Origin of the sequence: Fictibacillus sp. BK138 (genome assembly GCF_004216955.1) — a bacterium.
GTDB lineage: Bacteria > Bacillota > Bacilli > Bacillales > Fictibacillaceae > Fictibacillus.
The window spans coordinates 217,499-240,630 of sequence record NZ_SGXL01000002.1 but is presented as its reverse complement, the minus strand read 5'-3'; the positions used below and the strand labels follow the sequence as shown (position 1 = coordinate 240,630).

Sequence of the window (23,132 nt, the reverse complement as noted above, 5' to 3'; positions counted from 1 at the left end):
GGAGAAGTCGATGGCAGAAGCATATAAGCAAGCGGGAGTGAATATCGAAGCAGGTTATGAAGCGGTTGACCGGATCAAGATACATGCACTTAGAACAAAACGTCCAGAAGTGCTTGCTGGACTTGGAGGATTTGGTGCGATGTTTGATCTGTCAGGTTTCTCACACAAGGAGCCTGTGCTTGTTTCCGGAACAGACGGAGTAGGAACGAAATTGATGCTCGCTTTTGCAACTGATAAACACGATACGATCGGTGTCGATGCAGTAGCCATGTGTGTGAACGATATCGTCGCGCAAGGAGCAGAGCCGCTTTATTTCCTGGACTATATTGCTTGCGGCACACTTCACCCTGAAAAAATTGAACAGATCGTAAAAGGCATCGCAGACGGCTGCGAGCAGGCAGGCTGCGCTCTTATCGGGGGAGAGACTGCCGAGATGCCAGGCATGTACAGCAGTGAGGAGTATGACCTTGCAGGTTTTACAGTTGGAATTGCTGAGAAATCTAAGCTGATTAACGGCTCTCGAATTGGAGAGAACGATGTGTTGATCGGACTTGCTTCAAACGGCCTGCACTCAAACGGCTTTTCTCTTGTTCGAAAGGTTTTATTAGAGGACGCTGGATTGGATTTGCAGGAACTATATAACGGGTTGTCTAAACCGCTTGGTGAAGAGCTTCTGACCCCAACACGAATCTATGTTAAACCGTTATTGGAAGTTTTTAATAAATACGATGTAAATGGTGTGGCTCACATTACAGGCGGTGGTTTTATCGAAAACATTCCGCGCATGCTGCCTGAAGGGCTTGCTGCAGAAATTGATTATGGCTCATGGCCGGTTCCTCCAGTTTTTGATCTGATCGAAGAAAAAGGCAGCCTCACGCGCAAAGAAATGTTTACTACGTTTAATATGGGAATCGGCATGGTTCTTGCGGTCTCAGAAGAAAACATGCTGCCGATCATCCGTCTTTTAGAGGAAACGGGTGAGAAGCCGTACATTATCGGACGTGTTAAAAAAGGTGAAGGTGTTATTTTTGGCGGAGGATCGATCGAATGAAAAGAATAGCTGTGTTTGCTTCAGGAAGCGGAAGCAACTTTCAAGCGATTGCAGACGCTGTGGACAATGGAACGCTTAATGCTGACATACAGCTTTTAGTATGTGACAAGCCCGGAGCAAAGGTCATCGAAAGAGCCCGTAAATTTAACATCCCGATTTTTACTTTTGTACCGAATACGTTTGCCTCAAAAGCTCATTTTGAACAAGAGATTGTGAATGAACTTGAAGCACATAGCGTTGAGTTTATTGTACTTGCAGGCTATATGCGGCTAATCGGCAGCGTGCTGCTGGATGCATATGAAGGAAGGATCGTAAACATACATCCTTCTTTCCTGCCTGCATTTCCAGGCAAGGATGCAGTCGGCCAGGCTTTAGAAGCGAATGTTGCAGAAACAGGCGTTACCGTTCATTATGTAGACAGCGGAATGGACACAGGACCGATCATTGAACAAGTGAAAATTCCGGTATTGCCTGGAGATACAAGAGAAACGTTGCAGGAGCGTATACAGAAAGCCGAACATCAATTGTACCCAGCCATCATAAACAAACTATTACAAAGAGACACCGTAGGAGGCATTGTACAATGACCATTAAACGAGCACTAGTTTCCGTATCCAATAAAGAAGGCTTGCTTCCTTTTGCAGAAAAATTAGCGAGTCATGGTGTAGAGATCATCTCGACGGGCGGAACAAAAAAAGCATTAGAAGAAGCAGGAATTCCAGTCATCGGAATCTCCGAAGTAACAGGTTTTCCTGAGATCATGGACGGACGTGTAAAAACATTGCATCCGAAAATTCACGGCGGGCTTCTTGCTGTCCGTGACAACGAAACACACAAACAAGCGATGCATGAAAATGAGATTGCACCGATCGATCTTGTTGTCGTGAACTTATATCCATTTAAAGAAACCATCGCAAAAGAAGATACAACTTTTTCTGATGCGATTGAGAATATTGATATCGGCGGACCGAGCATGCTTCGTTCTGCAGCAAAAAATCATGCTTATGTAACGGTTGTAGTTGATCCGAAAGATTATGAGACAGTTGCAGGTGAACTAGAGAGCGTGGGTTCAGTTAGTGAAGAGACGCGCCGCAGACTTGCAGCGAAGACTTTCCGCCACACTGCAGCGTATGACGCGCTGATTGCGGAATACTTAACAGCAGCTGTAGAAGAAGAGCACCCAGAATCATTTACTGTCACATTTGAAAAGAAGCAAGATCTTCGTTATGGGGAAAACCCTCATCAAAAAGCGGCGTTCTATGCAAATCCGCTCGCAGGATCACTTTCATTAACAAATGCAGAACAGCTTCACGGGAAAGAACTTTCATACAACAACATCAATGACGCTGATGCAGCACTTTCTATCGTAAAAGAGTTCTCTGACCCGGCTGTTGTTGCAGTGAAACATATGAACCCATGTGGAGTTGGTACAGGTTCAACGGTACTGGAAGCTTATACACGCGCTTTTGAAGCAGATCCGGTTTCAATCTTTGGCGGAATCATCGCTTCAAACACAGAAATTGATGCTGAGACGGCAGAGAAATTAGCGGAAATTTTCTTAGAGATCATTATTGCTCCTTCGTTTACAGACGAAGCTTTAGAAATTTTAACAAAGAAAAAGAACATCCGTCTGTTGAAGCTCGATTTTACAGATGGAAAAGGGATCGCGAAAAAAGTTACGACTGTTTCTGGCGGGATGCTAGTTCAGGATGAAGATGTTTATGGACTAGATGACGCGAATGTAACCATTCCTACAAAACGCCAGCCGACTGAGCAGGAATGGAAAGACCTGAAACTTGCTTGGAAAGTTGTAAAACACGTTAAATCAAATGCGATCGTACTTGCGAAGGACGAAATGACAGTTGGTGTTGGAGCTGGTCAGATGAATCGTGTTGGTGCAGCGAAGATTGCCATTGAACAAGCTGGCGAACGTGCAAAAGGTTCTGCGCTTGGATCCGATGCGTTCTTCCCGATGGATGATACCGTTGAAGCGGCGGCACGCGCTGGAGTAACGGCGATTATTCAGCCAGGAGGGTCCATTAAGGACGAAGATTCAATCAAAAAAGCAGACGAACACGGCATTACGATGGTGTTTACAGGTGTAAGGCACTTTAGACATTAAGCTTTTTAGGTAAAAATGAAGACTATGAGCGAAGAATGGAGATTTTGAGCGAAACTTAAGGCATTTTGAGCGTAGCGAGAAAATCTTGAGCGTAACTCGGCGTTTTTGAGCGAAACCCCAATAAGTTTGAGCGAACGTGTAACAAATATAAGAACACGTACCGTGAAATTTCATCTGTAAAGGACATGGGATACCAGTCTTACAACATTTAAAGGAGGCAGCGTCCATGAAAGTTCTTGTTATCGGAAAAGGCGGACGTGAGCATGCGCTTGTTTGGAAGTTTACCAATAGCCCAAGTGTTTCACGCGTATATGCAGCACCAGGTAACCCTGGGACAGAAAAAATCGCTGTAAATGTACCGATTAAGGAAAACGAGATTGATGAACTTGTAGCTTTTGCAAAGTCAAAAGAGATCGATCTGACGTTTGTAGGACCTGAAGTACCTCTTCTTAACGGAATCGTGGATCAGTTTCAAGAAGCGGGACTTAGAATCTTCGGACCATCAAAAGCTGCGGCACAGATTGAAGGAAGTAAGTCTTTCGCCAAAAACCTCATGCAAAAGTACGGGATCCCGACTGCCTCATCAGAAACGTTTACGAATTACGATCTAGCGCTTAGCTATATAAGAGAAAAAGGTGCGCCTATCGTATTAAAAGCGGACGGCCTTGCAGCAGGCAAGGGAGTTATTGTTGCGGCAACGCAGGAGGAAGCTGAAGATGGCTTGTACGAACTTATGGTAGACAAACGGTTTGGTGCAGCCAGTGAAAAAGTCGTTGTAGAGGAATTCTTAGAAGGTGAAGAGTTCTCGTTAATGTCGTTCGTGCATGACGAAATCGTACTTCCGATGGAGATCGCGCAAGATCATAAGCGAGCGTACGACGGAGACGAAGGGCCAAACACAGGCGGCATGGGAGCTTATTCGCCTGTTCCACAAATTCCTGATGCAGCTGTTCAAAAAGCGATTCACGACATTGTGCTGCCGACTGTTGCGGCGATGAAAAAAGAAGGTACACCGTTTACCGGCATCCTTTATGCAGGGTTGATCCTAACAAAAGAAGGACCAAAAGTGATAGAGTTCAATGCGCGTTTCGGTGACCCGGAAACACAAGTGATTTTACCGAGGCTTGAAAATGATCTTGGAGAATTGCTGGTCTCATTATTAGATGGCAAAAAGCCAGAGCTTAAGTGGTCGGATGAGTCTGTACTCGGTGTTGTTCTTGCATCAGCAGGGTATCCTGTTTCATCATCTGAACCTCAGCTTATTAAAGGACTTAAAGAAATTCATGACAACACGAATGTGTTTCATGCAGGTACTAAAAGCTCAAGAGATGCATTAATGACAGATGGCGGTAGAGTGCTTCTGGCTGCTTCAAAAGGTGTTACGCTAGAAGAAGCACAACGAAAAGTTTACGAAGAAATGAAAAAGATTACGTGCGAAGGATCTTTTTATCGCAAAGATATTGGTTATAAAGCTATTTCACACGTCTCTTCTTAATAAAAACGAAAGTGATGGCGATAATTCCGCCGATGAGCAATATATAAAGAAAAGCAGTATCCATTAAGTATTCATAGTTCATAAGGCTTTCTCCTTTTGAATCAAGCTGACTTACCGAAGAAAGATTCTTTGGCAAGTCAGCTTTCTTTTATTGGATTGGGATGAGATGATGCTGAATCAGTGATGGGTGATGCTGTATCAGCTGGTTTTGGAGGCTGAATAATGTTAAGCGGTCCCCATCTTCTTAAAAGCTGCATGCCCATAAAAATTACGATTCCTGCAATGGCGTAAACGATATAAGGTGCTGCATTCTCTCCGCCTGCTGAAAGCTCGAATAGTCTTCCGCCTAAAAAGTTTCCGATCGCTTCACCAATACCAGTAAAAACACTTGCAAGTCCAAAGAACATGCCAAGAAAACGAGCAGCGGCAAGCTGGGAAATGGAAGTATCAAGAGTAGGCATGAGGAGCATCTCGCCAACGATAAAGATCAGCCCTGTAAACACAAAGAAAAATAAAGTGTTTGCGAAAAACAAACTGCCAAGTGATAATCCGATAAAAACAGTTCCAAGTCCGACAGATGTAAGAGGGTGAATGTTTCGGATGATGTTTTTTGTGATGAGCGTCTGTGCCAAAATGACGGTAATGCTGTTAATCGTCCAGATGATGCTTATGTCTTTGCCGTTCTTCAAGACGCTTTCAGCACGCAGAGGCAAGACGAGTGCAAACTGTACATAGAGTGCCCAAACAAAGATCGTTGCGATCACAAACACAAGAAACGGAATGTTTTTAAGCGCCTCTTTATATTCGTTCCACTTTACCTCTCCACAATTTTCATCGCCACAGCCAGCTGGCAGGAAGAACCAGCTAATTATACTGGCACTTACATAAATCACGGCAGCAGTTATGAAAATGAGCCTGGAATTATCCGTAAATAACGCAAACACCGTTAAGCCTGCAAGAGCCATCCCGATATTTGCAAAAATACCGCGAAGCGAAAACGCGGTAGATCTCATGTCTTCTTTTACAAGCGAAGAGATAAACGCTTTAGTTGAAGGAGCGTTTAGACCAAGACCAAGACCGCTGACAGCTGCTGTTAACAAGACAAGATAGTACGATGAGAAATAGGCAAAACCGATTAAACCGGCCGCCCGAATCAGCGCTCCGATCGCTATAATAAAACGTCTTCCTGTACGGTCAGCTAAAACTCCTCCAACCACACTCCCTGTTTGCATGAACACCGAAATCACTGCCAGAGTAAATCCGATCTGGGCAGCTTTAAGTCCAGTTTCAACTTTTAATAAAATAGGCAGAACAGGAAGAACGAGATATGATCCGAGATGTGTAATAAATACAATGATCAAAAGACTTAGAAGTGGCCGATTACCCTTTAATATGGAATGTGTCGGCATCATATGCCCCCTAACATTTAAGAAGGATTAAATGGTGAACCTTCTTTTGCAATAGTTCCTAGATCCATATCGTTCATTTCTTTGCTTTTATGAAGCAGATCTGTCATCGGACAATAACGTACGATGCCTTCAGCCACCTTCATCGCTGCCATCATAATCATAAGAAAATATGACTCTTTGTAAGGCTTTCTTGTTAATTTAGCCGTGTAAACAGAGAGTAAAGTCAGGCCAGCAATAATACGGATCATGCTGTTTACTAAACCAATATTTTGTTTCATTGAGATACTCCTTTCGATTTTTACCAAATTGCTTGGTGATTATGGTATTCTTGAAAAAACGAAATTTTCAGAGAAGACAGGTGAATCCAACATGAACCAACACATCGCGTTTTGGAATAAATCACAAATGCGCAAACAAGTGGCCGTCATTCAAGGTGAAATGGCACCGTCTCTTGTCTTAAAAAACGCAGCTTACCTTAATACCGCCCTTAAAAAATGGACGAAGGCAAACATCTGGATTTTAGAAGACCGTATTATCTATGTTGGCGAAAAACTCCCAGCTGAAGATACGGGTACCGAATATACGGATCTTGAAGGCCGATTTGTTGTGCCAGGATACATTGAACCACATTGTCATCCGTTTCAACTTTATAATCCCCAGACGCTCTCTCGATATGCATTGCAGCGCGGGACATCTGTATTTTTAGCCGATAACTTCATGCTTCTTTTTGAAATGAATATTTCGAAAGCGCTTTCTTTTATGGAAGATGTGAACGAAATGCCTGCTAATTTCTTTTGGTGGTGCCGATATGACGCACAAACGGAGCTCGCGGAAGAGGAGAAGTATTTTTCGGAAACATCGATTAAAAAACTTCTGGAAAGCCCATATGTATTGCAAGGCGGAGAACTGACGAGCTGGCCACGAGTTCTTCAAGGTGATGATACGCTTTTACATTGGATGCTGAAAACGAAGAAAGCTGGCAAGAAGATTGAAGGACATCTGCCGGGAGCATCAGAGAAAACGTTAACCGCAATGACGCTTCTTGGTGTCGATTGCGATCATGAAGCAATGACAGGTACAGAAGTGATGGACCGGCTGAATGCAGGACTACAAGTATCCCTTCGTTATTCATCGATTCGTCCAGACCTTCCGAAACTGCTGCGGCAGATGAAGGAAGAAGGCATCTCGAATTTTGAACGAATTTTCTTTACGACGGACGGATCAACTCCTGCTTTTTATGAGGAAGGCGTTACAGATAAAATGCTTGAGATCGCACTGGATTCAGGCATAGACCCGGTGGATGCCTATATGATGGTTTCGTATAACGTTGCGCGATATTACGGAATGGACCATCTATTTGGAATGGTAGCTCCAGGGCGTGTGGCGCATTTAAATATTTTAGATGATGTTCATAATCCTCTTCCAGTTTCCGTTTTGGCAAAAGGGAAATGGATGAAACGTGATGGGGTAGATACGAGTGAGGATGCTGATTTTGAGTTCGACTGGGAAGGTCACGGCATCCAGCGAAGAAAAATAGATTGGGATCTAAATGATGAGGATTTTACGTTTTCAGGGCTTGTTGGCATAGAAATGTACAATAGTGTCATCACTCGACCATATAATGTATCGATCAATCCTTTTTCTGAAGAGATTAACGAAGATTCAGATGAGTGCTTCTTAATGCTGATCGATAAAGATGGAAAGTGGCGGACCAACACGATCGTAAAGGGCTTTGCTAAAAATTTGTATGGGTTTGCGAGTTCGTACTCGAATACAGGTGACTTGCTGATTATCGGCAAAAGCAAAAAAGATATGTCTTTGGCGTTTGAACGATTAAAAGAAATAGGTGGAGGGATCGTACTTACCGAAAAAGGCAAAGTGGTAGCTGAGATTAATCTTCCGTTAGCGGGAGGAATGTCGAATCTTGCTGTAGAAGAACTAATAGAGGAAGAAAAAGCCCTAACGAGCGCTTTAAGAGACCGGGGCTATCAATACGAAGATCCGATTTATTCTCTTCTATTCTTTTCTTCAACACACTTGCCATATATCCGCATTACGCAAAGAGGCATTTACGATGTGAAAAAGAAAGGGTTACTCTTTCCTTCGATTATGCGTTAATATAGAAAAGGATTGGGCAAAATAATGATACAAAGGTAGTGAGCCCAATGAAAAAGTGGTACGTGATTTTGATGTCTATGATCCTTGTATTTACGCTGTCTGCATGTAAAGACGCAAAAGATAAGGTATTAGAGGACGGCAAGGTGGATAAAGCCGAAGCTTCCGATAAGAAGAAAGATAAGAAAGAAGAAAAAACATTCTCTTCATTCTTTCCCCTTACTGGTATTGGAACGAACGAAGAGGTTGATCATCGTGCGGTAGCGGTCATGGTCAACAACCACTGGAAGGCACGACCACAATCAGGACTTCATAAAGCCGATATTGTGTACGAAGTATTAGCTGAGGGAGAACTTACTCGTTTCCTGGCTATCTTCCAGAGTGAGATGCCTGAAACAGTCGGCCCAGTCCGCAGTGCGAGAGACTACTATATTGAACTTTCCCGCGGATACAACGCACTTTATGTTGCGCACGGATACAGTCCTGAAGCGAAAGAGATGCTTTACAGCGGTACCGTTGATCATTTGAACGGCATGGACTACGACGGCAGCCTTTTTAAACGGGCTGATTTCAGAAAAGCACCTCACAACTCTTACATCACCTCTGAAAATATTTTAAGAGGTATGGATAAAGTTGGAGCGGATCAAACAGACGAACTGGATATGCTGCCATTCCTGACAAAATCGAGTTCCGTGAATATTGTAGGCGAGTCGGCCAAAGAGGTTACGGTTGATTATGGCCGCGGAGAAACAGTAGGATTTACGTACTCCGAGAAAAAGAAGACGTACGCTAGAAGCAGCAACAATGAACTGACAATAGATAGGGAAACTGAAACTCCAATCTCAGTGAGCAATGTATTTATCGTAGAGGCAGCTCACCGGGTTATCGATGATGCCGGCAGACGTGAAATCAATCTAACTTCAGGCGGAGATGCGATTTTGATTCAAAATGGTGTTGCTCAGAAAATCTCGTGGAAAAACGAGAATGGCAGAATCGTTCCGAACGGCGGAGCTTTCATACCGGGCAAAACCTGGATCAACATCGTGCCTAGCGGTATGGAGAATTCAGTTAAGATGCAATAGAAAAAAGGAGTGCATGTTTCATGCAAATTGATAAACTACGTGGAAAAGCGCTGGATCAGCTTTTTGAATCTGTTCTTTCGCTTAAGGATATGGAAGAATGCTATCGTTTCTTTGACGACCTTTGTACGATGAACGAGATCCAGTCACTCGCACAAAGACTTGAAGTGGCACGCATGCTTCGTGAAGGTAAGACCTATCACAAAATCGAGAACGAAACGGGTGCAAGCACAGCGACAATTTCACGTGTGAAGCGCTGCCTGAACTTCGGAAACGACGCTTACGCAATGGTACTCGATCGTGTTCATGAAGAGGAAGAAGCGAAATAAATAATTAAGAAAAACCTGCTGCGGCAGGTTTTTTTGTTTGAGGTTAGGTTCTATTGAAATATTTTTAGAACATGTGGGCCTTTGTCGAAAATAGCGTTTTTTGAGATTAACGTGCGATTAATGCTCGCTAACGTGTGATTTTTTAAAATAACGTGTGAAAAAACCTGCCTAACGTGCGATTCCTGGAAAGATAAATAAAAACTGTTTCCGAAATGTATATTTTAGGCTAGGTTTTCTGTCTAAAGGACAAAAAGGTTGACGATATGTCATTTCAACTTTATATTTGTATGTACAAACAACAATCAAAGTAAAAGAGGTGCTTCATTTGCCGGAAAAGTATCTTCAAAACTGTCTTTATTTTACGGTGAACAAACTTTCTCGTGTCATCACTAAAATGGCAGAGGAGTCATTTAAACCGACAGGGATTTCTCCAACGCATGGTTTTTTAATGATGCTTGTTAATAACAAGCCTGGAATCTCACAATCGGAACTTGCTGAAGAACTTCATATGACGCCGTCAACTATTACAAGGTTTATAGATAAGCTCGTTGTTAAAGGGTTGGCTGAGCGCAAAGTGCAAGGGAAGATGTCACACATTCATCCCACAAAAGCGGGAGAAGAGATTCAGGTTCAATTAGAAAAAGCGTGGAAAGATCTATTCCGCACATACTCAGATATTCTGGGAGAAGAAGAAGGAAAAGCTCTTACAAAAGCAACACATCTGGCAGCAGAGCAGCTCGATTAACATTGAGCTTTTCTTTTACAATAATAGTTGTTTGTACAACCAAATGAAAAATAGATATAAAAGGAGATTATATAAAATGAAAAAAACGTTAGTCCTAATCGTCCACCCGAATCTGCATAACTCTCATGTCAATAAGAGATGGGCTGAAGAAATCGAAAAACAAGAAGGTGTTACAGTCAGAAAACTCTACGATCTTTATCCAGACGTGAAAATTAATGTTGAAGAAGAACAACGCATGCTGCTTGAACATGACCGTATCGTTATGCAGTTTCCGTTCTACTGGTACAGTTCTCCATCGCTATTAAAAGAATGGCAGGACCAAGTGCTTCAATACGGCTGGGCTTACGGACCAGGCGGAGATAACTTGCACGGCAAAGAGCTTCTCATTGCCATCTCAACAGGAGGACCGCAAATTTCGTATCAAGCAGGCGGTTACAACAATTATTCAATTTCTGAACTTTTGCGTCCTTTTCAGGCGACATCAAATTTAATCGGAACTCGATATCTTGCTCCGTTTACCATTCATGGTGCGATCCGAGCATCTAAAGAGGAAATTGATCAAAGTGCACTAGATTACGCTGCCTATGTTATAAATCCAGAAATTTAATGAAACTCACCCTTCATCAAGCTCATCTGTACCTGGTCGCGGCATTCCCCGCGAATCCATTCTGCTTGCCGGACGATGCCTTCCGCCTGGAAGCCAAGCCGGCGGGCGAGCTTAATGCTTTTTTCATTTTGAACAGCCGCTCTTAATTCCACACGGTTCAGCATGAGGGTATAGAACGCATACATAAGCATCCCCTTTACAGCCCGCTGTGCGATGCCATGCCCTTCAAATCCTGCTCCAACCCAATATCCCAGCATTCCCGACTGATTATGCCACTTAATATCATATAAAGCGACTGACCCTGCAGCTTGACCCCTATACCAAATAAAAAGAACAACATCTGTTTGATCTTTCATCTTTTTATTAACCGTTTTGATAAACTGTTTCATTTCCCCGTTGGATTGAGTGTAATCCACCCAGCCGATCCATGGTCCGAGATGCTCGCGCGAATGCTCGAGCAGCATAAAAATAGATTCGGATTCTTTCAAGTCTGCTTGTTTCAGCATGATTTCATCGTCAATTTGCCACATGAGCACAGGCAAGCCTCCCCAAACTGAAGTATGAACTTCACAATCTTTCCACATGATGAATCATAGAGTGAGAACTTGATTTTTGATATAATGCAGAAGTACAGAAAACGGCCTGTTATAAAAGCAGGCACGGGTTGTTTTTTAAAGCTGTTCTATATTTGCCTTTAGTATTTTTAGAGTACGCTTCATTGATTTGTTGATTGGAGTGCATGGTGCGAGACTCCTGGGGGATTAGTGTGACAGGTGAGACTCCTAACGGCGCAAAGCTCAGAGGAGGCTCACCGCACGCCCCCCGGAAAGCGAGCATCCTGGAACGGAAATCAACAACTTCCAAAAACAACTACTTGTTGAGATCAGCCTTTATTCATGAAAGGAAGAACACCATGTTTGATTATAGAGAATGGAAGCATGTGTTTAAGCTTGACCCAGATAAAGAGATGAGCGACAGCGACCTTGAGATGATTTGCGAAAGTGGTACGGATGCTGTAATCGTCGGTGGATCTGAAGGGGTAACGCTTGATAACACACTGGATCTTATGTCACGAATCCGCAGATTTGCGGTTCCTTGTGTACTTGAAGTTTCAAATATTGAATCCCTTACACCTGGATTTGATTTTTACTATATTCCTACCGTATTAAATGCGAAGGATGCGAACTTCATTACCGGATTGCATCATGAAGCTTTAAAAGAGTATGGAGACATCATGAATTGGGAAGAGATCATCACGGAAGGTTATTGCATCTTAAATCCTGATTGTACGGCGGCTGAGCGTTCGAATGCTCATGCAGATCTAACGGCAGATGATGTTGTAGCATATGCCCGTATGGCGGAAAAAATGTTTAAGCTTCCTATTTTTTATTTGGAATACAGCGGTACGTATGGTGATGTGAATATCGTTAAACAAGTAAAAGGTGTGCTTGAGAACACAGTCTTTTATTATGGAGGCGGAATCACATCTGCCGCACAAGCAAGTGAAATGGCGCAGTTTGCCGATACGGTTGTAGTCGGGAACATCGTGTATGATGATCTGAAAGCTGCCATCGAAACTGTTAAAGCGGTTAAGGATAGAACTTGAAAAAAACGGGAAAATGAGCGAAAATAAAATGAGAATATATGTTCGGGCGGTGAATGAATAATGAGTATGCATCAAATGATCGAAAAGTTGTTAACAGGGCTGAACCCTGAGCAAAAAGCAGCAGTAAAACATACAGACGGGCCATTGCTGTTAATGGCTGGAGCGGGAAGCGGTAAGACGCGTGTGCTGACACACCGCATCGCATATTTAATGATGGAAAAAGAAGTGGCACCATGGAACATCCTGGCGATCACATTTACGAATAAAGCAGCAAGAGAGATGAAAGAAAGGGTTGCGAAGATCACGGGTCCTGTAGCGGAAGAGATCTGGATCTCTACATTCCACTCCATGTGCGTGCGAATTTTGCGACGTGACATCGACCGTATCGGAATCAACCGAAACTTTACAATTTTAGATGCGACAGATCAATTGTCTGTTGTAAAAGCGATCCTTAAAGACTTGAACTACGATCCGAAGAAATACGAGCCGCGCGGCATCTTAAGTTCGATTTCATCTTTAAAAAATGAACTGAAGACCGCATCGGACTTTGCGAAAGTTGCGAACGGCCATTTTGAAGGTGTTGTTCAAGAAGTATATGAAAACTATGAAAAGCGCTTAAGAAAGAACCAGGCACTTGATTTTGACGATCTTATCATGACGACGATTCAATTGTTTGCGAAAGTTCCTGAGGTGCTTGAGTTTTATCAGCGCAAGTTCCAATACATCCACGTCGATGAGTATCAGGATACGAACCGTGCGCAATACATGCTGGTAAAAATGCTTGCTGACCGCTTCCGCAACCTTTGTGTTGTCGGGGATTCTGATCAGTCGATCTATGGCTGGCGCGGAGCGGATATCGCAAACATCCTTTCTTTTGAAAAAGATTACAACGATGCCGAAGTAATTTTGCTAGAGCAAAACTATCGTTCTACGAAAAAGATTCTTCAGGCTGCGAACAAAGTCATCGAAAACAACATGAACCGCAAACCGAAGAACCTTTGGACAGATAATACCGATGGAGCTAGCATCACCTACTATCAAGGCGATGACGAGCAGGGTGAAAGCTATTATGTAACAGGAAAGATCCGTGAAGCTGTAACATCGGGCAAACGATCTTACAACGATATTGCGATTCTCTACAGAACAAATGCACAGTCGCGTGTAATAGAGGAAGTTTTGATAAAATCCAACATTCCTTACAACATTGTCGGCGGCACGAAGTTCTATGACAGAAAAGAGATCAAGGACATCCTTGCTTATCTTCGTCTGATCTCAAACCCTGACGATGACATCTCGCTGACTCGGATCGTGAACGTTCCAAAACGAGGGATTGGTGCGTCTTCATTAGATAAAGTCGCTCAATATGCAGCTGCTAACGATTTATCGATGTATCAGGCACTCTTAGAAGTAGAACAGATCGGACTTAGCGCACGTGCTACAAACAGTTTAAAAGAGTTCACAGACTTTATTACGAACTGGACACGCCAGCAGGAATTCCTTTCAGTTACTGAACTCACAGAAGAAGTTTTAAGCAAGACCGGCTACCGGGATGCTTTAAAAGCTGAAAAAACGATCGAAGCACAAAGCCGTTTAGAGAACATCGATGAATTTATTTCCGTGACACAGGACTTTGAAAAGAAACAGGATGACAAGTCGCTGATTGCTTTCCTTACTGACCTTGCTCTTGTTGCGGATATCGATAAGCTGGATGAAGAGGCTGAAAAAGAAGATAAACCGAAAGAATCCGTTGTTCTTATGACGCTTCACTCTGCAAAAGGTCTGGAGTTCCCTGTCGTGTTCCTGATGGGGCTTGAAGAAGGGGTGTTCCCGCATAGCCGAGCTCTTTTCGAAGAGAACGAGATGGAAGAAGAGCGCCGTCTGGCATACGTAGGAATTACACGTGCAGAGGAAGAGCTTTTCTTAACAAACGCGAGAATGCGTACACTTTATGGACGTACAACAACGAATCCGGAGTCACGTTTTATCGCAGAAATTCCTGCTGATCTGATTGAAGCAGAGGTGAAAGAAAAGCCGTCTGTTCCTTGGGGTGCTTCGGCTCGTTCCGGTGGTGGATCGACTCCATCATTCATGAGTCCGAAAAAGAAAACCGTAACACCTGTCTATCAATCTTCCGGCGGGGAAAAACTAGATTGGAGAGTAGGCGACAAAGTCAAACACCGTAAGTGGGAAACGGGAACAGTAGTAAGCATGCGCGGTGAAGGTGATTCACTAGAACTGGATATCGCATTCCCGCAGCCTGTTGGTGTGAAAAGACTGCTTGCTAAATTTGCCCCGATCGAAAAAGAGTAAGAAAAGAAGGAGTGGAACGGGTTGAACGAAGAACACGCAAAGAACCGAATCCTGGAGCTCCGGGAGCTTTTAGAAAAATACAATTACGAATATCATGTACTGGACAAGCCGTCTGTACCTGACGCTGAATACGACCAGCTTATGAAAGAGCTGATCGAACTCGAGAATAACCATCCTGAACTCCATGACGAGCATTCGCCTACATCACGTGTAGGCGGTGCCGTTTTGGACTTTTTTGAAAAAGTTGAGCACACTGTTCCAATGCTTAGCCTTGGAAATGCATTCAATGATCAAGACCTCCGTGATTTTGACCGCAGAGTACGCGATGGTGTAGGTGATAACGTAACGTATGTTGCCGAACTTAAGATAGATGGACTTGCGGTTTCTCTCCTTTATGAGGATGGGAGATTTATTCGCGGTGCAACCCGTGGCGACGGCACAATCGGTGAGGATATTACGAACAATTTAAAAACCATTCGTTCCATTCCATTCAAGCTGAAGGATCCTGTTATGCTCGAAGTGCGCGGAGAAGCGTTCATGCCGAAGAAATCATTCCAGAAGCTTAATGCTCACCGTGAAGAGGAAGGGCAGGAGCTTTTTGCGAATCCAAGGAATGCAGCAGCCGGTTCATTGCGCCAGCTTGATCCAAAAATCGCAGCTAGCCGAAACCTCGATATCTTTCTATACGGAGTTGGCAAGCTGGATGGCCACTCGGTTGATTCGCATGATGAGAGCCTAACGTACTTGAGTCACTTAGGTTTCAAAACGAATCCGGAGTGGAAAAAATGCGATAACATCGATGAAGTAATCGAATATGTGAATGGCTGGCAGGAGAAACGTCCAGATCTTCCGTACGAAATTGATGGCATCGTAATAAAAGTGAACTCGTTATATCAGCAAGAAGAATTAGGATTCACCGCGAAAAATCCGCGCTGGGCGATCGCGTACAAGTTTCCGGCTGAGGAAGTAGTTACAAAGCTTGAAGGGATCGAGCTTAACGTCGGCCGTACAGGTGTTGTTACGCCAACCGCATTGCTTCAGCCTGTTTTAGTAGCTGGAACGACAGTCAAACGCGCTTCATTACATAATGAAGATTTGATTCGCGAAAAAGACATTAAAATTGGCGATTATGTCGTTGTGAAAAAAGCCGGAGACATTATCCCTGAAGTCGTTAACGTTATAACAGAGCGAAGAACGGGAGACGAGACGGATTTCAACATGCCGACAGAATGCCCGGAGTGTGAAAGCAAGCTCGAGCGTTTGGACGGTGAAGTGGCACTCCGCTGTTTAAATCCGCAATGTCCGGCACAGATCCGTGAGGGCTTTATTCATTTTGTTTCCAGAAATGCGATGAATATTGATGGACTAGGGGAAAAAGTAGTCGCTCAATTATTTAAAGAGAAGCTGATTGATAATGTTGCAGATTTATATAAGCTTGAGCGTGATAAACTGTTAGAATTAGAACGTATGGGTGAAAAATCCGCAGACAATCTACTTGCAGCGATCGAGAAATCAAAAGAAAACTCATTAGAGCGTCTTCTTTTCGGACTCGGGATCCGTCATGTAGGAGCAAAGGCGGCAAAGACAATCGCACAGCGCTTTGAAACGATGGAAACATTGATGGCTGCAACGAAAGAGGAGCTTTTAGAAGTGGAAGAAATCGGCGAAAAAATGGCTGATTCTATTCAATTATACTTCTCGAAGCCTGAAGTTAAGGAACTGATGGAAGAACTGCAGAGCCTTGGCGTGAACATGACATATAAAGGACCTAAGCTTGTTAAAGTCGAGGATCTGGACACACCGTTCGCAGGGAAAACCGTTGTTCTGACTGGAAAGCTGTCCATTCTAACTCGTAATGAAGCAAAAGAAAAATTGGAGCGCTTAGGGGCGAAAGTGACCGGAAGCGTGAGTAAAAATACAGATATGCTGATCGCAGGAGAAGATGCAGGATCTAAGCTTGATAAGGCGAAAAAGCTTGGCATCGATGTCTGGGATGAGCAGCAATTGGTTGATGAGCTGAACAAATAAAGATTGGCGAGAGCTAACCATCTATTAGAGGAGTGTCCGTAATGATTAAACGGGTTGGACTCCTTTTCTTAAGCCTTTTACTCGTTTTAACTGGCTGTCTGGGTAAGGATGAGCTGGAAAAAGAAGAAAAGGTTGTGCAGGAAAAGGGGAAGAAAGAAGAAAAAGCGATCATCACTGGGGAAATCAATACAGGTGAAAAGTATTACAGAAGTATTTTTCCATTTGAGCCAGGTGGAGCACGCGGTGTTATCCGTTATGGTGTAGACAATCGCCTCGATATTAACGAGTTCGAAATGGGCTTGATGCGAGTGGCTCAAGATACGTTCAACACGGATAAATACTTTTTCCAGGAAGGTCAGTTCTTAAATGAACCTACTGTTACCAACTGGCTGAGAAGAGAAGATGAAAAGCCAGGGAAGAGCAAAAGTGATCTGGATCAGACCGGTTTAAACCCAAAACTAGGGGTTAAGGTTGCTGAAAATGATCCCGACTACGTAAAAAAACTGCAAGAGGCCAATAAGAATAGCCCGAAATACCTTTCCTATGTGCTTGAGCATAACTATCTTGTTCAAAGCGGAGATGGCAAAGTAAAGCTTGGCGGCGTGGTAGTCGGTTTGTCTTTTAACTCCACCTATTATTTTGACGTAAAGAAAGATAGCTTGATCTACCCAGGTGAAGTGAAGCTGGATCGTGGAAAAGTTAAAAAGGAAGCGCAAAAGGTAGCCGGACAAGTGGCAAGCCGTTTGCGCCAGGATCCTAAACTTCAAGATGTACCTATCGTCATTGCACTTTATCAAGAAGAAGAGCGTGATTCCGTAACACCAGGAAACTTCTTTTCTGCTGGAGTCGTGAAAAAGGGAAGCAACTCGATTAGTTCGTGGAACGAAATCGATGAAGATTATCTATTGTTCCCATCTGACACAGCTTCAAAAAAGAAACGAAGCGACTATGAGAAGTTTACAACTTTCAAAGCGAAAGTGCAGGAATACTTCCCGAATTTTATTGGTGTAATCGGAAAAGGATTCTATAAAGATGGCAATTTGGAGCGAATGACGATCGAAATTCCTGTGCAGTTCAGAGGCAAGGCGGAGATCATCTCCTTTACACAGTTCGTCGCCACATCAGCACTCGGCGAACTGCCGAATGTTCCGATCGAAGTGTACATCGGCTCTGCAGTTGACCAGCCAGAGGCATTGATCGTAAAAGACGATACAACACAAGAAGAACCATTTGTTCATATTTACCGAAAATAATTCAATTTTTAGGAAAAGCTGGCGTTAAAGGGCATGCAAAGGGCTCTTTGAAGTCAGCTTTTCGTTTTTTTAAAATAGCTGAATGCGTTATTAGTGCAATTTAAACTTGGATAAAGGTTCGCTTGAGCGAAAATAGAGGTGGTTTGAGCGTAACTTGAGCATTCTGAGCGAAGCTAGACCTATCTTGAGCGAAACTAAGAATTTTTGAGCGAAACTCAACCAAGCTGAGCGAACGTGTAATAAATATAAGAACACGTACCGTAAAAGTAGATTTCCCGCGCATTTTGTTTTAAAAATACGTCCAGTATCACGGGCTTCCAAAAGAATATTTATTCGTCTTTTTACCAAAATTTTATAACTAAACTCGTTTTATAAGTACTATTCATTCATCATAAAGAAAGAAGATGCATTCCAGTCAGAAATCCCTTGAAAATAAAGAATTCTGACTATTTCTGTTTGTTTGAACAAATCGCTCTGTTCATGTAGAATGAACGGTGGGAAAACCAATTTTGAAAACGCTTTATTAGGAGGGGAATTTATTATGACACGTGAATACCGTCATGAACCATTTATGGATTTTTCAGTTCCTGCAAACAAGGAAGCTTATGAAGCAGGCTTGAAGGTTATCAATTCCAAGCTTGGACAAGAGTTTCCGCTTGTTATCGGCAGTGAGAAAATCACAACAGATGAAAAGATTGTTTCTATAAATCCAGCTAACAAAGAAGAAGTGATTGGATCTGTTTCAAAAGCGACTCAAGATCATGCTGAGCAAGCAATGCAAGCTGCATTAACGGCTTTCGAATCTTGGAAAAAGTGGGATCCTGAACACCGCGCGAACATCTTGTTCCGTGCAGCAGCGATCATCCGCCGCCGTAAATATGAATTCTCCGCTATGCTTACTAAAGAAGCAGGTAAGCCATGGAAAGAAGCAGACGCTGATACAGCTGAAGCTATCGACTTTTTAGAATACTATGCTCGCCAAGCGATCAAGCTTAAAGCTGGTCAGCCAGTTGTAAGCCGTGATGGCGAAATCAATAAATTTAACTACATTCCACTTGGAGTAGGTATCGTTATCTCTCCATTCAACTTCCCGTTTGCGATCATGGCGGGTACTGCAGCAGCTGCGTTCGTTTCTGGTAACACAGTATTATTGAAGCCAGCGAACTCAACTCCAGTTATCGCAGCAATGTTCGTTCAAGTAATGGAAGAAGCAGGACTTCCTGCAGGCGTACTTAACTACGTTCCTGGTAGCGGAGCTGAGATCGGTGACTACCTAGTAGACCACCCAAAAACTCGTTTCGTATCATTCACAGGTTCTCGTGAAGTAGGCTGCCGTATCTATGAGCGAGCAGCAAAAGTACACCCTGGTCAAATCTGGCTTAAGCGTGTAATCGCTGAAATGGGCGGAAAAGACACAGTTGTGGTTGACCGTGACGCTGATCTTGAATTAGCAGCAAGCTCAATCGTTTACTCTGCATTCGGATTCTCTGGACAAAAATGTTCTGCTGGATCTCGTGCAGTCATCCACCAAGATGTATATGATGAAGTTCTAGAAAAAGCTGTAGCTCTTACTAAGACTCTAACTGTTGGCAGCCCTGAAGAGGTTGGCACATACATGGGGCCGGTAATCGACCAGGCTTCTTATAACAAGATCATGAAGTACATCGAAATCGGAAAAGAAGAAGGCCGTCTTATGACTGGTGGAGAAGGCGACGACTCCAAAGGTTACTTCATCCAGCCGACAATCTTTGCTGATGTAGATGAAAAAGCTCGCTTGATGCAAGAAGAGATCTTCGGACCAGTTGTTGCGGTATGTAAAGCACGTGACTTCGATCACATGATGGAAATCGCAAACAACACAGAATACGGTCTGACTGGTGCACTTCTTTCTAACAACCGTGAGCACATCGAACGCGCGCGCGAGGAGTTCCACGTAGGTAACTTCTACATCAACCGCGGATGTACAGGTGCAATTGTTGGATACCAGCCGTTTGGCGGATTCAACATGTCTGGAACTGACTCAAAAGCAGGCGGACCAGATTACCTGATTCTTCACATGCAAGCAAAAACAACTTCAGAAACACTTTAATAACAAAAAAGTCTTTTCTCCATTGAGAAAAGACTTTTTTATTTGCGGTTTTCTTCATTTCTTCTTTACCTAATCTTAAATAAAAATGGATTATCCACCCTGGTTCAGGAGAAGTTAATCGTATAACGATATGGAAGCAGGTGTTGTAGATGTCAAAGGATAAAGAGCAAAAGAAGAATCTGCCGGAAGTCGATCTGGATGAAACGATGCCGCATCAGATCAGCTCACCAGATTTTAAAGAGACTGGTATGAAGATGCAGGCACCTTTCGTAAACGAACATGGCGTTGTGATTGGCGACAGCTTTTATGATTCAGAAAATTCTCCTCTTAACAACTGGAGCACGGACACAGACCCTGAAGTGATGGCAGGTGATGAGTGGGTGCATCCCACGAACGATATTGGCTGGAACACGAACATGAATCGGGATCTTATTGAAAAAAAGGCGCCGCCTAAAGAAGGGATGCTTCGCCATCCTACAAAAGATTCAAGCTATGGAAAGGATTGATGCATCCGGATAACACCGGATGTTTTTTCTTTTGGTAACGAGAAGGATTATAGTAAGATAAACGTAACAATAAGGAGGTTATTCGCATGGCATTCTTCGCAGCAATTTTACATATGGAAAAACCAGAATTGAACCAAGAGTACCGCCAGGCTCACCTGGATTACCTGCAAGACCTAGTTGAAAAGGACAAGGTACATCTTAAAGGACCTTTCGTCGATGGTTCAGGAGGTATGGTTGTATATAAAGCTGATTCTCTAGAGGAAGCACAAACTTTAGCACAAGAAGATCCTTACGTGAAGGAAGGCGTGCGCCGTTTAGAACTTCATGAGTGGGGTATTTAAAGATAAGGCCGATTCAAGACAGTTCGTTTTGAATCGGTTTTTTTATTTGTCGAACTTTGTCAAAAGACCTATATATTAAAAAAAAGACTTAATTCACATCGATTTAGACTTAATCTTTTCAAATTAGACCTAATTGTACCCAAAAAAGACTTAATCTCTCTCTATTTAGACGTAATCTCACGAATCTTCTCTTCCCAAGTTGCCTATACACCAAGCTTTTTGTTATCATCAGAATAATACTTTGGTATAAGAAGTCTTGGAGGTGTCAGGTTTGTCTCGAATTTCGAAGGATCAAGTGAAACACGTAGCGCATTTGGCTAGATTAGCGGTTACGGATGAAGAAGCCGAAATGCTGACTGAGCAGTTAGATAAAATTATCGGGTTTGCAGAAGAGTTAAATGAACTCGACACAGATAACGTGGAACCGACTACACACGTACTGGAACTGAAGAATATACTTCGTGAAGATGAGGTGCGAAATTCTGTTTCAGTTGATGAAGCCATGAAAAATGCACCAGCACAAAAGGACGGCCAGTTTAAAGTTCCGAACATTTTGGAGTAGGAGGAAAGCCCGCGTATGTCGATTTTAGATAAAAAGATTTCAGAACTGCATCAGTTATTACATACAAAAGAATTGAGTGTAACTGACATTGTGGACGCAACGTTTGATCGCATCCATCAAGTTGACGATAAAGTAAGAGCTTTTTTAACATTAAATGAAGAATATAGCCGCATTAAGGCTAAACAATTAGATGAGAAACTAGTTTCCGGTGCTGACAGAGGACTGCTATTTGGCATGCCGATCGGAATTAAGGATAACATCGTAACAAAAGGAATCCGTACGACTTGTGCATCAAGGATTCTAGAAAATTTCGAACCGATCTATGATGCGACAGTTGTTGAGCGTTTAACTGCTGCAGACACGGTCACGATCGGTAAATTAAACATGGACGAGTTTGCGATGGGCTCATCCAATGAAAACTCAGGATTCCACCCGACGCATAACCCATGGGATCTTTCTTGTGTGCCAGGCGGATCATCAGGTGCGTCAGCTGCAGCCGTTTCAGCAGGGGAAGTTCTTTTCTCGCTAGGCTCAGATACAGGCGGATCAATTAGACAGCCGGCTGCTTTCTGTGGTGTAGTAGGACTGAAACCTACATATGGCCTTGTATCCCGTTACGGTCTTGTCGCTTTTGCGTCATCTCTTGACCAAATCGGACCGATCACAACAAGCGTTGAAGACAATGCGTACTTGCTGCAGGCGATTGCAGGTAACGATCCGATGGATTCCACATCTGCAAAAGTAGATATCCCAGATTATCTGGCTTCACTTACAGGTGAAGTAAAGGGGCTAAGAATCGGTGTTCCTAAAGAATACCTTGGAGAGGGCGTCCAGTCTGACGTTAAAGAGCGCATAATGGAAGCTCTTAAAGTACTTGAAGGATTAGGTGCAACTTGGGAAGAAGTATCTCTTCCGCATTCCCGCTATGCACTAGCCACATACTATCTGCTGTCTTCTTCTGAAGCATCAGCGAACCTTTCGCGCTTTGACGGTGTTCGTTACGGACTTCGTTCAGACAACAGCAACAACCTGATCGATATGTATAAGCAGTCCCGCAGTGAAGGATTTGGTGAGGAAGTAAAACGCCGCATCATGCTTGGTACGTTTGCGTTGAGCTCAGGTTATTATGATGCGTATTATAAAAAAGCGCAAAAAGTACGTACACTGATTAAAGAGGACTTTACTAAAGTCTTTGAAAAATATGATGTCATCATCGGACCAACAACTCCATCTGCTTCATTCAAATGCGGAGCGATGACGAAAGACCCGTTAACGATGTACATGAACGATATTTTAACGATTCCAGTGAACTTGGCTGGTGTTCCGGCGATTTCCGTACCTTGTGGATTCTCAGACGGGCTGCCGATCGGACTTCAAATCATCGGAAAGCATTTTGACGAAGCAACCATTTATAAGGTAGCTCACGCGTTTGAACAGGCAACAGAACATCACAAAGCGAAGCCGAAGCTGTAGGGGGTGCAGAGA

22 protein-coding genes are annotated in these 23,132 nt (G+C 43.3%); 18 read left to right on the top strand and 4 right to left on the bottom strand.

The genetic code is table 11. The features are described 5' to 3' along the window. Nucleotides 1–10: 10 nt before the first annotated feature. The 4 genes from purM to purD all read left to right on the top strand — a co-directional run bounded on the left by purM (nucleotide 11) and on the right by purD (nucleotide 4,668). Nucleotides 11–1,051 carry a phosphoribosylformylglycinamidine cyclo-ligase gene (gene purM / locus EV282_RS17955; protein ID WP_130297258.1) on the top strand — a complete coding sequence of 347 codons (1,041 nt, stop codon included), beginning with the start codon at nucleotides 11–13 and terminating at the stop codon, nucleotides 1,049–1,051. After that, complete coding sequence (gene purN / locus EV282_RS17950; RefSeq protein WP_130297257.1) at nucleotides 1,048–1,638, top strand: phosphoribosylglycinamide formyltransferase; 591 nt, start codon at nucleotides 1,048–1,050, stop codon at nucleotides 1,636–1,638. Before purM ends, purN begins: the two co-directional genes overlap by 4 nt. After that, nucleotides 1,635–3,173, top strand: a complete 1,539-nt coding sequence (gene purH / locus EV282_RS17945; protein WP_130297256.1) for a bifunctional phosphoribosylaminoimidazolecarboxamide formyltransferase/IMP cyclohydrolase — start codon at nucleotides 1,635–1,637, stop codon at nucleotides 3,171–3,173. The genes purN and purH overlap by 4 nt, the downstream gene beginning before the upstream one ends. A 226-nt stretch (nucleotides 3,174–3,399) precedes the next feature. After that, on the top strand, nucleotides 3,400–4,668 hold the full coding sequence (purD, locus tag EV282_RS17940) for a phosphoribosylamine--glycine ligase (protein WP_130297255.1): 1,269 nt from the start codon (nucleotides 3,400–3,402) through the stop codon (nucleotides 4,666–4,668). Here the strand turns inward: purD and EV282_RS20655 are convergent. Genes EV282_RS20655 through EV282_RS17930 form a run of 3 tightly spaced genes read right to left on the bottom strand, consistent with a single transcriptional unit; the run spans nucleotide 4,646 to nucleotide 6,355 of the window. Continuing rightward, complete coding sequence (locus tag EV282_RS20655) at nucleotides 4,646–4,750, bottom strand: EYxxD motif small membrane protein (RefSeq protein ID WP_347400206.1); 105 nt, start codon at nucleotides 4,748–4,750, stop codon at nucleotides 4,646–4,648. The genes purD and EV282_RS20655 overlap by 23 nt on opposite strands. Nucleotides 4,751–4,805: 55 nt before the next feature. Continuing rightward, nucleotides 4,806–6,077 (bottom strand): MFS transporter, encoded by a 1,272-nt coding sequence (locus tag EV282_RS17935; RefSeq protein ID WP_165389527.1) that lies wholly within the window; start codon nucleotides 6,075–6,077, stop codon nucleotides 4,806–4,808. A gap of 17 nt (nucleotides 6,078–6,094) precedes the next feature. Beyond that, on the bottom strand, nucleotides 6,095–6,355 hold the full coding sequence (locus EV282_RS17930; protein WP_130297253.1) for a YgaP family membrane protein: 261 nt from the start codon (nucleotides 6,353–6,355) through the stop codon (nucleotides 6,095–6,097). A gap of 91 nt (nucleotides 6,356–6,446) precedes the next feature. On the opposite strand from EV282_RS17930, the gene EV282_RS17925 reads away from it, so the two are divergent. The 5 genes from EV282_RS17925 (at nucleotide 6,447) to EV282_RS17905 (ending at nucleotide 10,952) form a co-directional block, all read left to right on the top strand. Beyond that, nucleotides 6,447–8,195: an adenine deaminase C-terminal domain-containing protein gene (locus tag EV282_RS17925; RefSeq protein ID WP_130297252.1), complete on the top strand. Its 1,749-nt coding sequence runs from the start codon at nucleotides 6,447–6,449 to the stop codon at nucleotides 8,193–8,195. Nucleotides 8,196–8,242: 47 nt separating this feature from the next. Continuing rightward, nucleotides 8,243–9,274: a DUF3048 domain-containing protein gene (locus EV282_RS17920; protein ID WP_130297251.1), complete on the top strand. Its 1,032-nt coding sequence runs from the start codon at nucleotides 8,243–8,245 to the stop codon at nucleotides 9,272–9,274. Between the two features lie 20 nt (nucleotides 9,275–9,294). Next, the gene (locus EV282_RS17915) at nucleotides 9,295–9,600 is read left to right on the top strand and encodes a YerC/YecD family TrpR-related protein (protein WP_066285765.1); all 306 of its coding nucleotides are present in this window, start codon (nucleotides 9,295–9,297) and stop codon (nucleotides 9,598–9,600) included. Nucleotides 9,601–9,925: 325 nt separating this feature from the next. Next, nucleotides 9,926–10,345 (top strand): MarR family winged helix-turn-helix transcriptional regulator, encoded by a 420-nt coding sequence (locus EV282_RS17910; RefSeq protein WP_226537032.1) that lies wholly within the window; start codon nucleotides 9,926–9,928, stop codon nucleotides 10,343–10,345. A gap of 76 nt (nucleotides 10,346–10,421) precedes the next feature. After that, on the top strand, nucleotides 10,422–10,952 hold the full coding sequence (locus tag EV282_RS17905) for an NAD(P)H-dependent oxidoreductase (protein ID WP_130297250.1): 531 nt from the start codon (nucleotides 10,422–10,424) through the stop codon (nucleotides 10,950–10,952). On the opposite strand, the gene EV282_RS17900 is transcribed toward EV282_RS17905, so the two are convergent. Further along, nucleotides 10,949–11,482 carry a GNAT family N-acetyltransferase gene (locus EV282_RS17900; protein ID WP_242611947.1) on the bottom strand — a complete coding sequence of 178 codons (534 nt, stop codon included), beginning with the start codon at nucleotides 11,480–11,482 and terminating at the stop codon, nucleotides 10,949–10,951. The two genes, EV282_RS17905 and EV282_RS17900, sit on opposite strands and share 4 nt — an antisense overlap. A gap of 383 nt (nucleotides 11,483–11,865) precedes the next feature. On the opposite strand from EV282_RS17900, the gene EV282_RS17895 reads away from it, so the two are divergent. From EV282_RS17895 to gatA, 9 genes are all read left to right on the top strand, one after another. Further along, complete coding sequence (locus tag EV282_RS17895; protein WP_130297248.1) at nucleotides 11,866–12,558, top strand: heptaprenylglyceryl phosphate synthase; 693 nt, start codon at nucleotides 11,866–11,868, stop codon at nucleotides 12,556–12,558. A 66-nt stretch (nucleotides 12,559–12,624) separates the two neighbouring features. After that, entirely contained in the window at nucleotides 12,625–14,868 is a 2,244-nt protein-coding gene (gene pcrA, locus EV282_RS17890) for a DNA helicase PcrA (RefSeq protein WP_130297282.1), read from the top strand. 21 nt (nucleotides 14,869–14,889) lie between these two features. Next, nucleotides 14,890–16,896, top strand: coding sequence for an NAD-dependent DNA ligase LigA (gene ligA, locus EV282_RS17885; protein WP_130297247.1), 2,007 nt, complete (start codon nucleotides 14,890–14,892; stop codon nucleotides 16,894–16,896). Nucleotides 16,897–16,937: 41 nt separating this feature from the next. Continuing rightward, nucleotides 16,938–18,149 (top strand): CamS family sex pheromone protein, encoded by a 1,212-nt coding sequence (locus EV282_RS17880; RefSeq protein WP_130297246.1) that lies wholly within the window; start codon nucleotides 16,938–16,940, stop codon nucleotides 18,147–18,149. Nucleotides 18,150–18,690: 541 nt separating this feature from the next. Then, entirely contained in the window at nucleotides 18,691–20,238 is a 1,548-nt protein-coding gene (gene pruA / locus EV282_RS17875) for an L-glutamate gamma-semialdehyde dehydrogenase (RefSeq protein ID WP_130297245.1), read from the top strand. A gap of 149 nt (nucleotides 20,239–20,387) precedes the next feature. Continuing rightward, complete coding sequence (locus EV282_RS17870; RefSeq protein WP_066285780.1) at nucleotides 20,388–20,744, top strand: DUF3905 domain-containing protein; 357 nt, start codon at nucleotides 20,388–20,390, stop codon at nucleotides 20,742–20,744. Between the two features lie 86 nt (nucleotides 20,745–20,830). Continuing rightward, entirely contained in the window at nucleotides 20,831–21,085 is a 255-nt protein-coding gene (locus tag EV282_RS17865) for a YciI family protein (protein ID WP_130297244.1), read from the top strand. Nucleotides 21,086–21,356: 271 nt separating this feature from the next. Next, a complete protein-coding gene (gene gatC, locus EV282_RS17860) occupies nucleotides 21,357–21,647 on the top strand; it encodes an Asp-tRNA(Asn)/Glu-tRNA(Gln) amidotransferase subunit GatC (protein ID WP_077365110.1) in 291 nt (96 codons plus the stop codon). A gap of 15 nt (nucleotides 21,648–21,662) precedes the next feature. Then, nucleotides 21,663–23,120, top strand: a complete 1,458-nt coding sequence (gene gatA, locus EV282_RS17855) for an Asp-tRNA(Asn)/Glu-tRNA(Gln) amidotransferase subunit GatA (protein WP_130297243.1) — start codon at nucleotides 21,663–21,665, stop codon at nucleotides 23,118–23,120. The last annotated feature ends 12 nt before the right edge of the window (nucleotides 23,121–23,132 follow it).

Coding starts and splice junctions, on each gene's coding strand:
- purM (WP_130297258.1), top strand. CDS start 11: ATGGCAGAAGCATATAAGCAAGCGGGAGTGAATATCGAAGCAGGTTAT.
- purN (WP_130297257.1), top strand. CDS start 1,048: ATGAAAAGAATAGCTGTGTTTGCTTCAGGAAGCGGAAGCAACTTTCAA.
- purH (WP_130297256.1), top strand. CDS start 1,635: ATGACCATTAAACGAGCACTAGTTTCCGTATCCAATAAAGAAGGCTTG.
- purD (WP_130297255.1), top strand. CDS start 3,400: ATGAAAGTTCTTGTTATCGGAAAAGGCGGACGTGAGCATGCGCTTGTT.
- EV282_RS20655 (WP_347400206.1), bottom strand. CDS start 4,750: ATGAACTATGAATACTTAATGGATACTGCTTTTCTTTATATATTGCTC.
- EV282_RS17935 (WP_165389527.1), bottom strand. CDS start 6,077: ATGCCGACACATTCCATATTAAAGGGTAATCGGCCACTTCTAAGTCTT.
- EV282_RS17930 (WP_130297253.1), bottom strand. CDS start 6,355: ATGAAACAAAATATTGGTTTAGTAAACAGCATGATCCGTATTATTGCT.
- EV282_RS17925 (WP_130297252.1), top strand. CDS start 6,447: ATGAACCAACACATCGCGTTTTGGAATAAATCACAAATGCGCAAACAA.
- EV282_RS17920 (WP_130297251.1), top strand. CDS start 8,243: ATGAAAAAGTGGTACGTGATTTTGATGTCTATGATCCTTGTATTTACG.
- EV282_RS17915 (WP_066285765.1), top strand. CDS start 9,295: ATGCAAATTGATAAACTACGTGGAAAAGCGCTGGATCAGCTTTTTGAA.
- EV282_RS17905 (WP_130297250.1), top strand. CDS start 10,422: ATGAAAAAAACGTTAGTCCTAATCGTCCACCCGAATCTGCATAACTCT.
- EV282_RS17900 (WP_242611947.1), bottom strand. CDS start 11,482: ATGTGGCAAATTGACGATGAAATCATGCTGAAACAAGCAGACTTGAAA.
- EV282_RS17895 (WP_130297248.1), top strand. CDS start 11,866: ATGTTTGATTATAGAGAATGGAAGCATGTGTTTAAGCTTGACCCAGAT.
- pcrA (WP_130297282.1), top strand. CDS start 12,625: ATGCATCAAATGATCGAAAAGTTGTTAACAGGGCTGAACCCTGAGCAA.
- EV282_RS17880 (WP_130297246.1), top strand. CDS start 16,938: ATGATTAAACGGGTTGGACTCCTTTTCTTAAGCCTTTTACTCGTTTTA.
- pruA (WP_130297245.1), top strand. CDS start 18,691: ATGACACGTGAATACCGTCATGAACCATTTATGGATTTTTCAGTTCCT.
- EV282_RS17870 (WP_066285780.1), top strand. CDS start 20,388: ATGTCAAAGGATAAAGAGCAAAAGAAGAATCTGCCGGAAGTCGATCTG.
- EV282_RS17865 (WP_130297244.1), top strand. CDS start 20,831: ATGGCATTCTTCGCAGCAATTTTACATATGGAAAAACCAGAATTGAAC.
- gatA (WP_130297243.1), top strand. CDS start 21,663: ATGTCGATTTTAGATAAAAAGATTTCAGAACTGCATCAGTTATTACAT.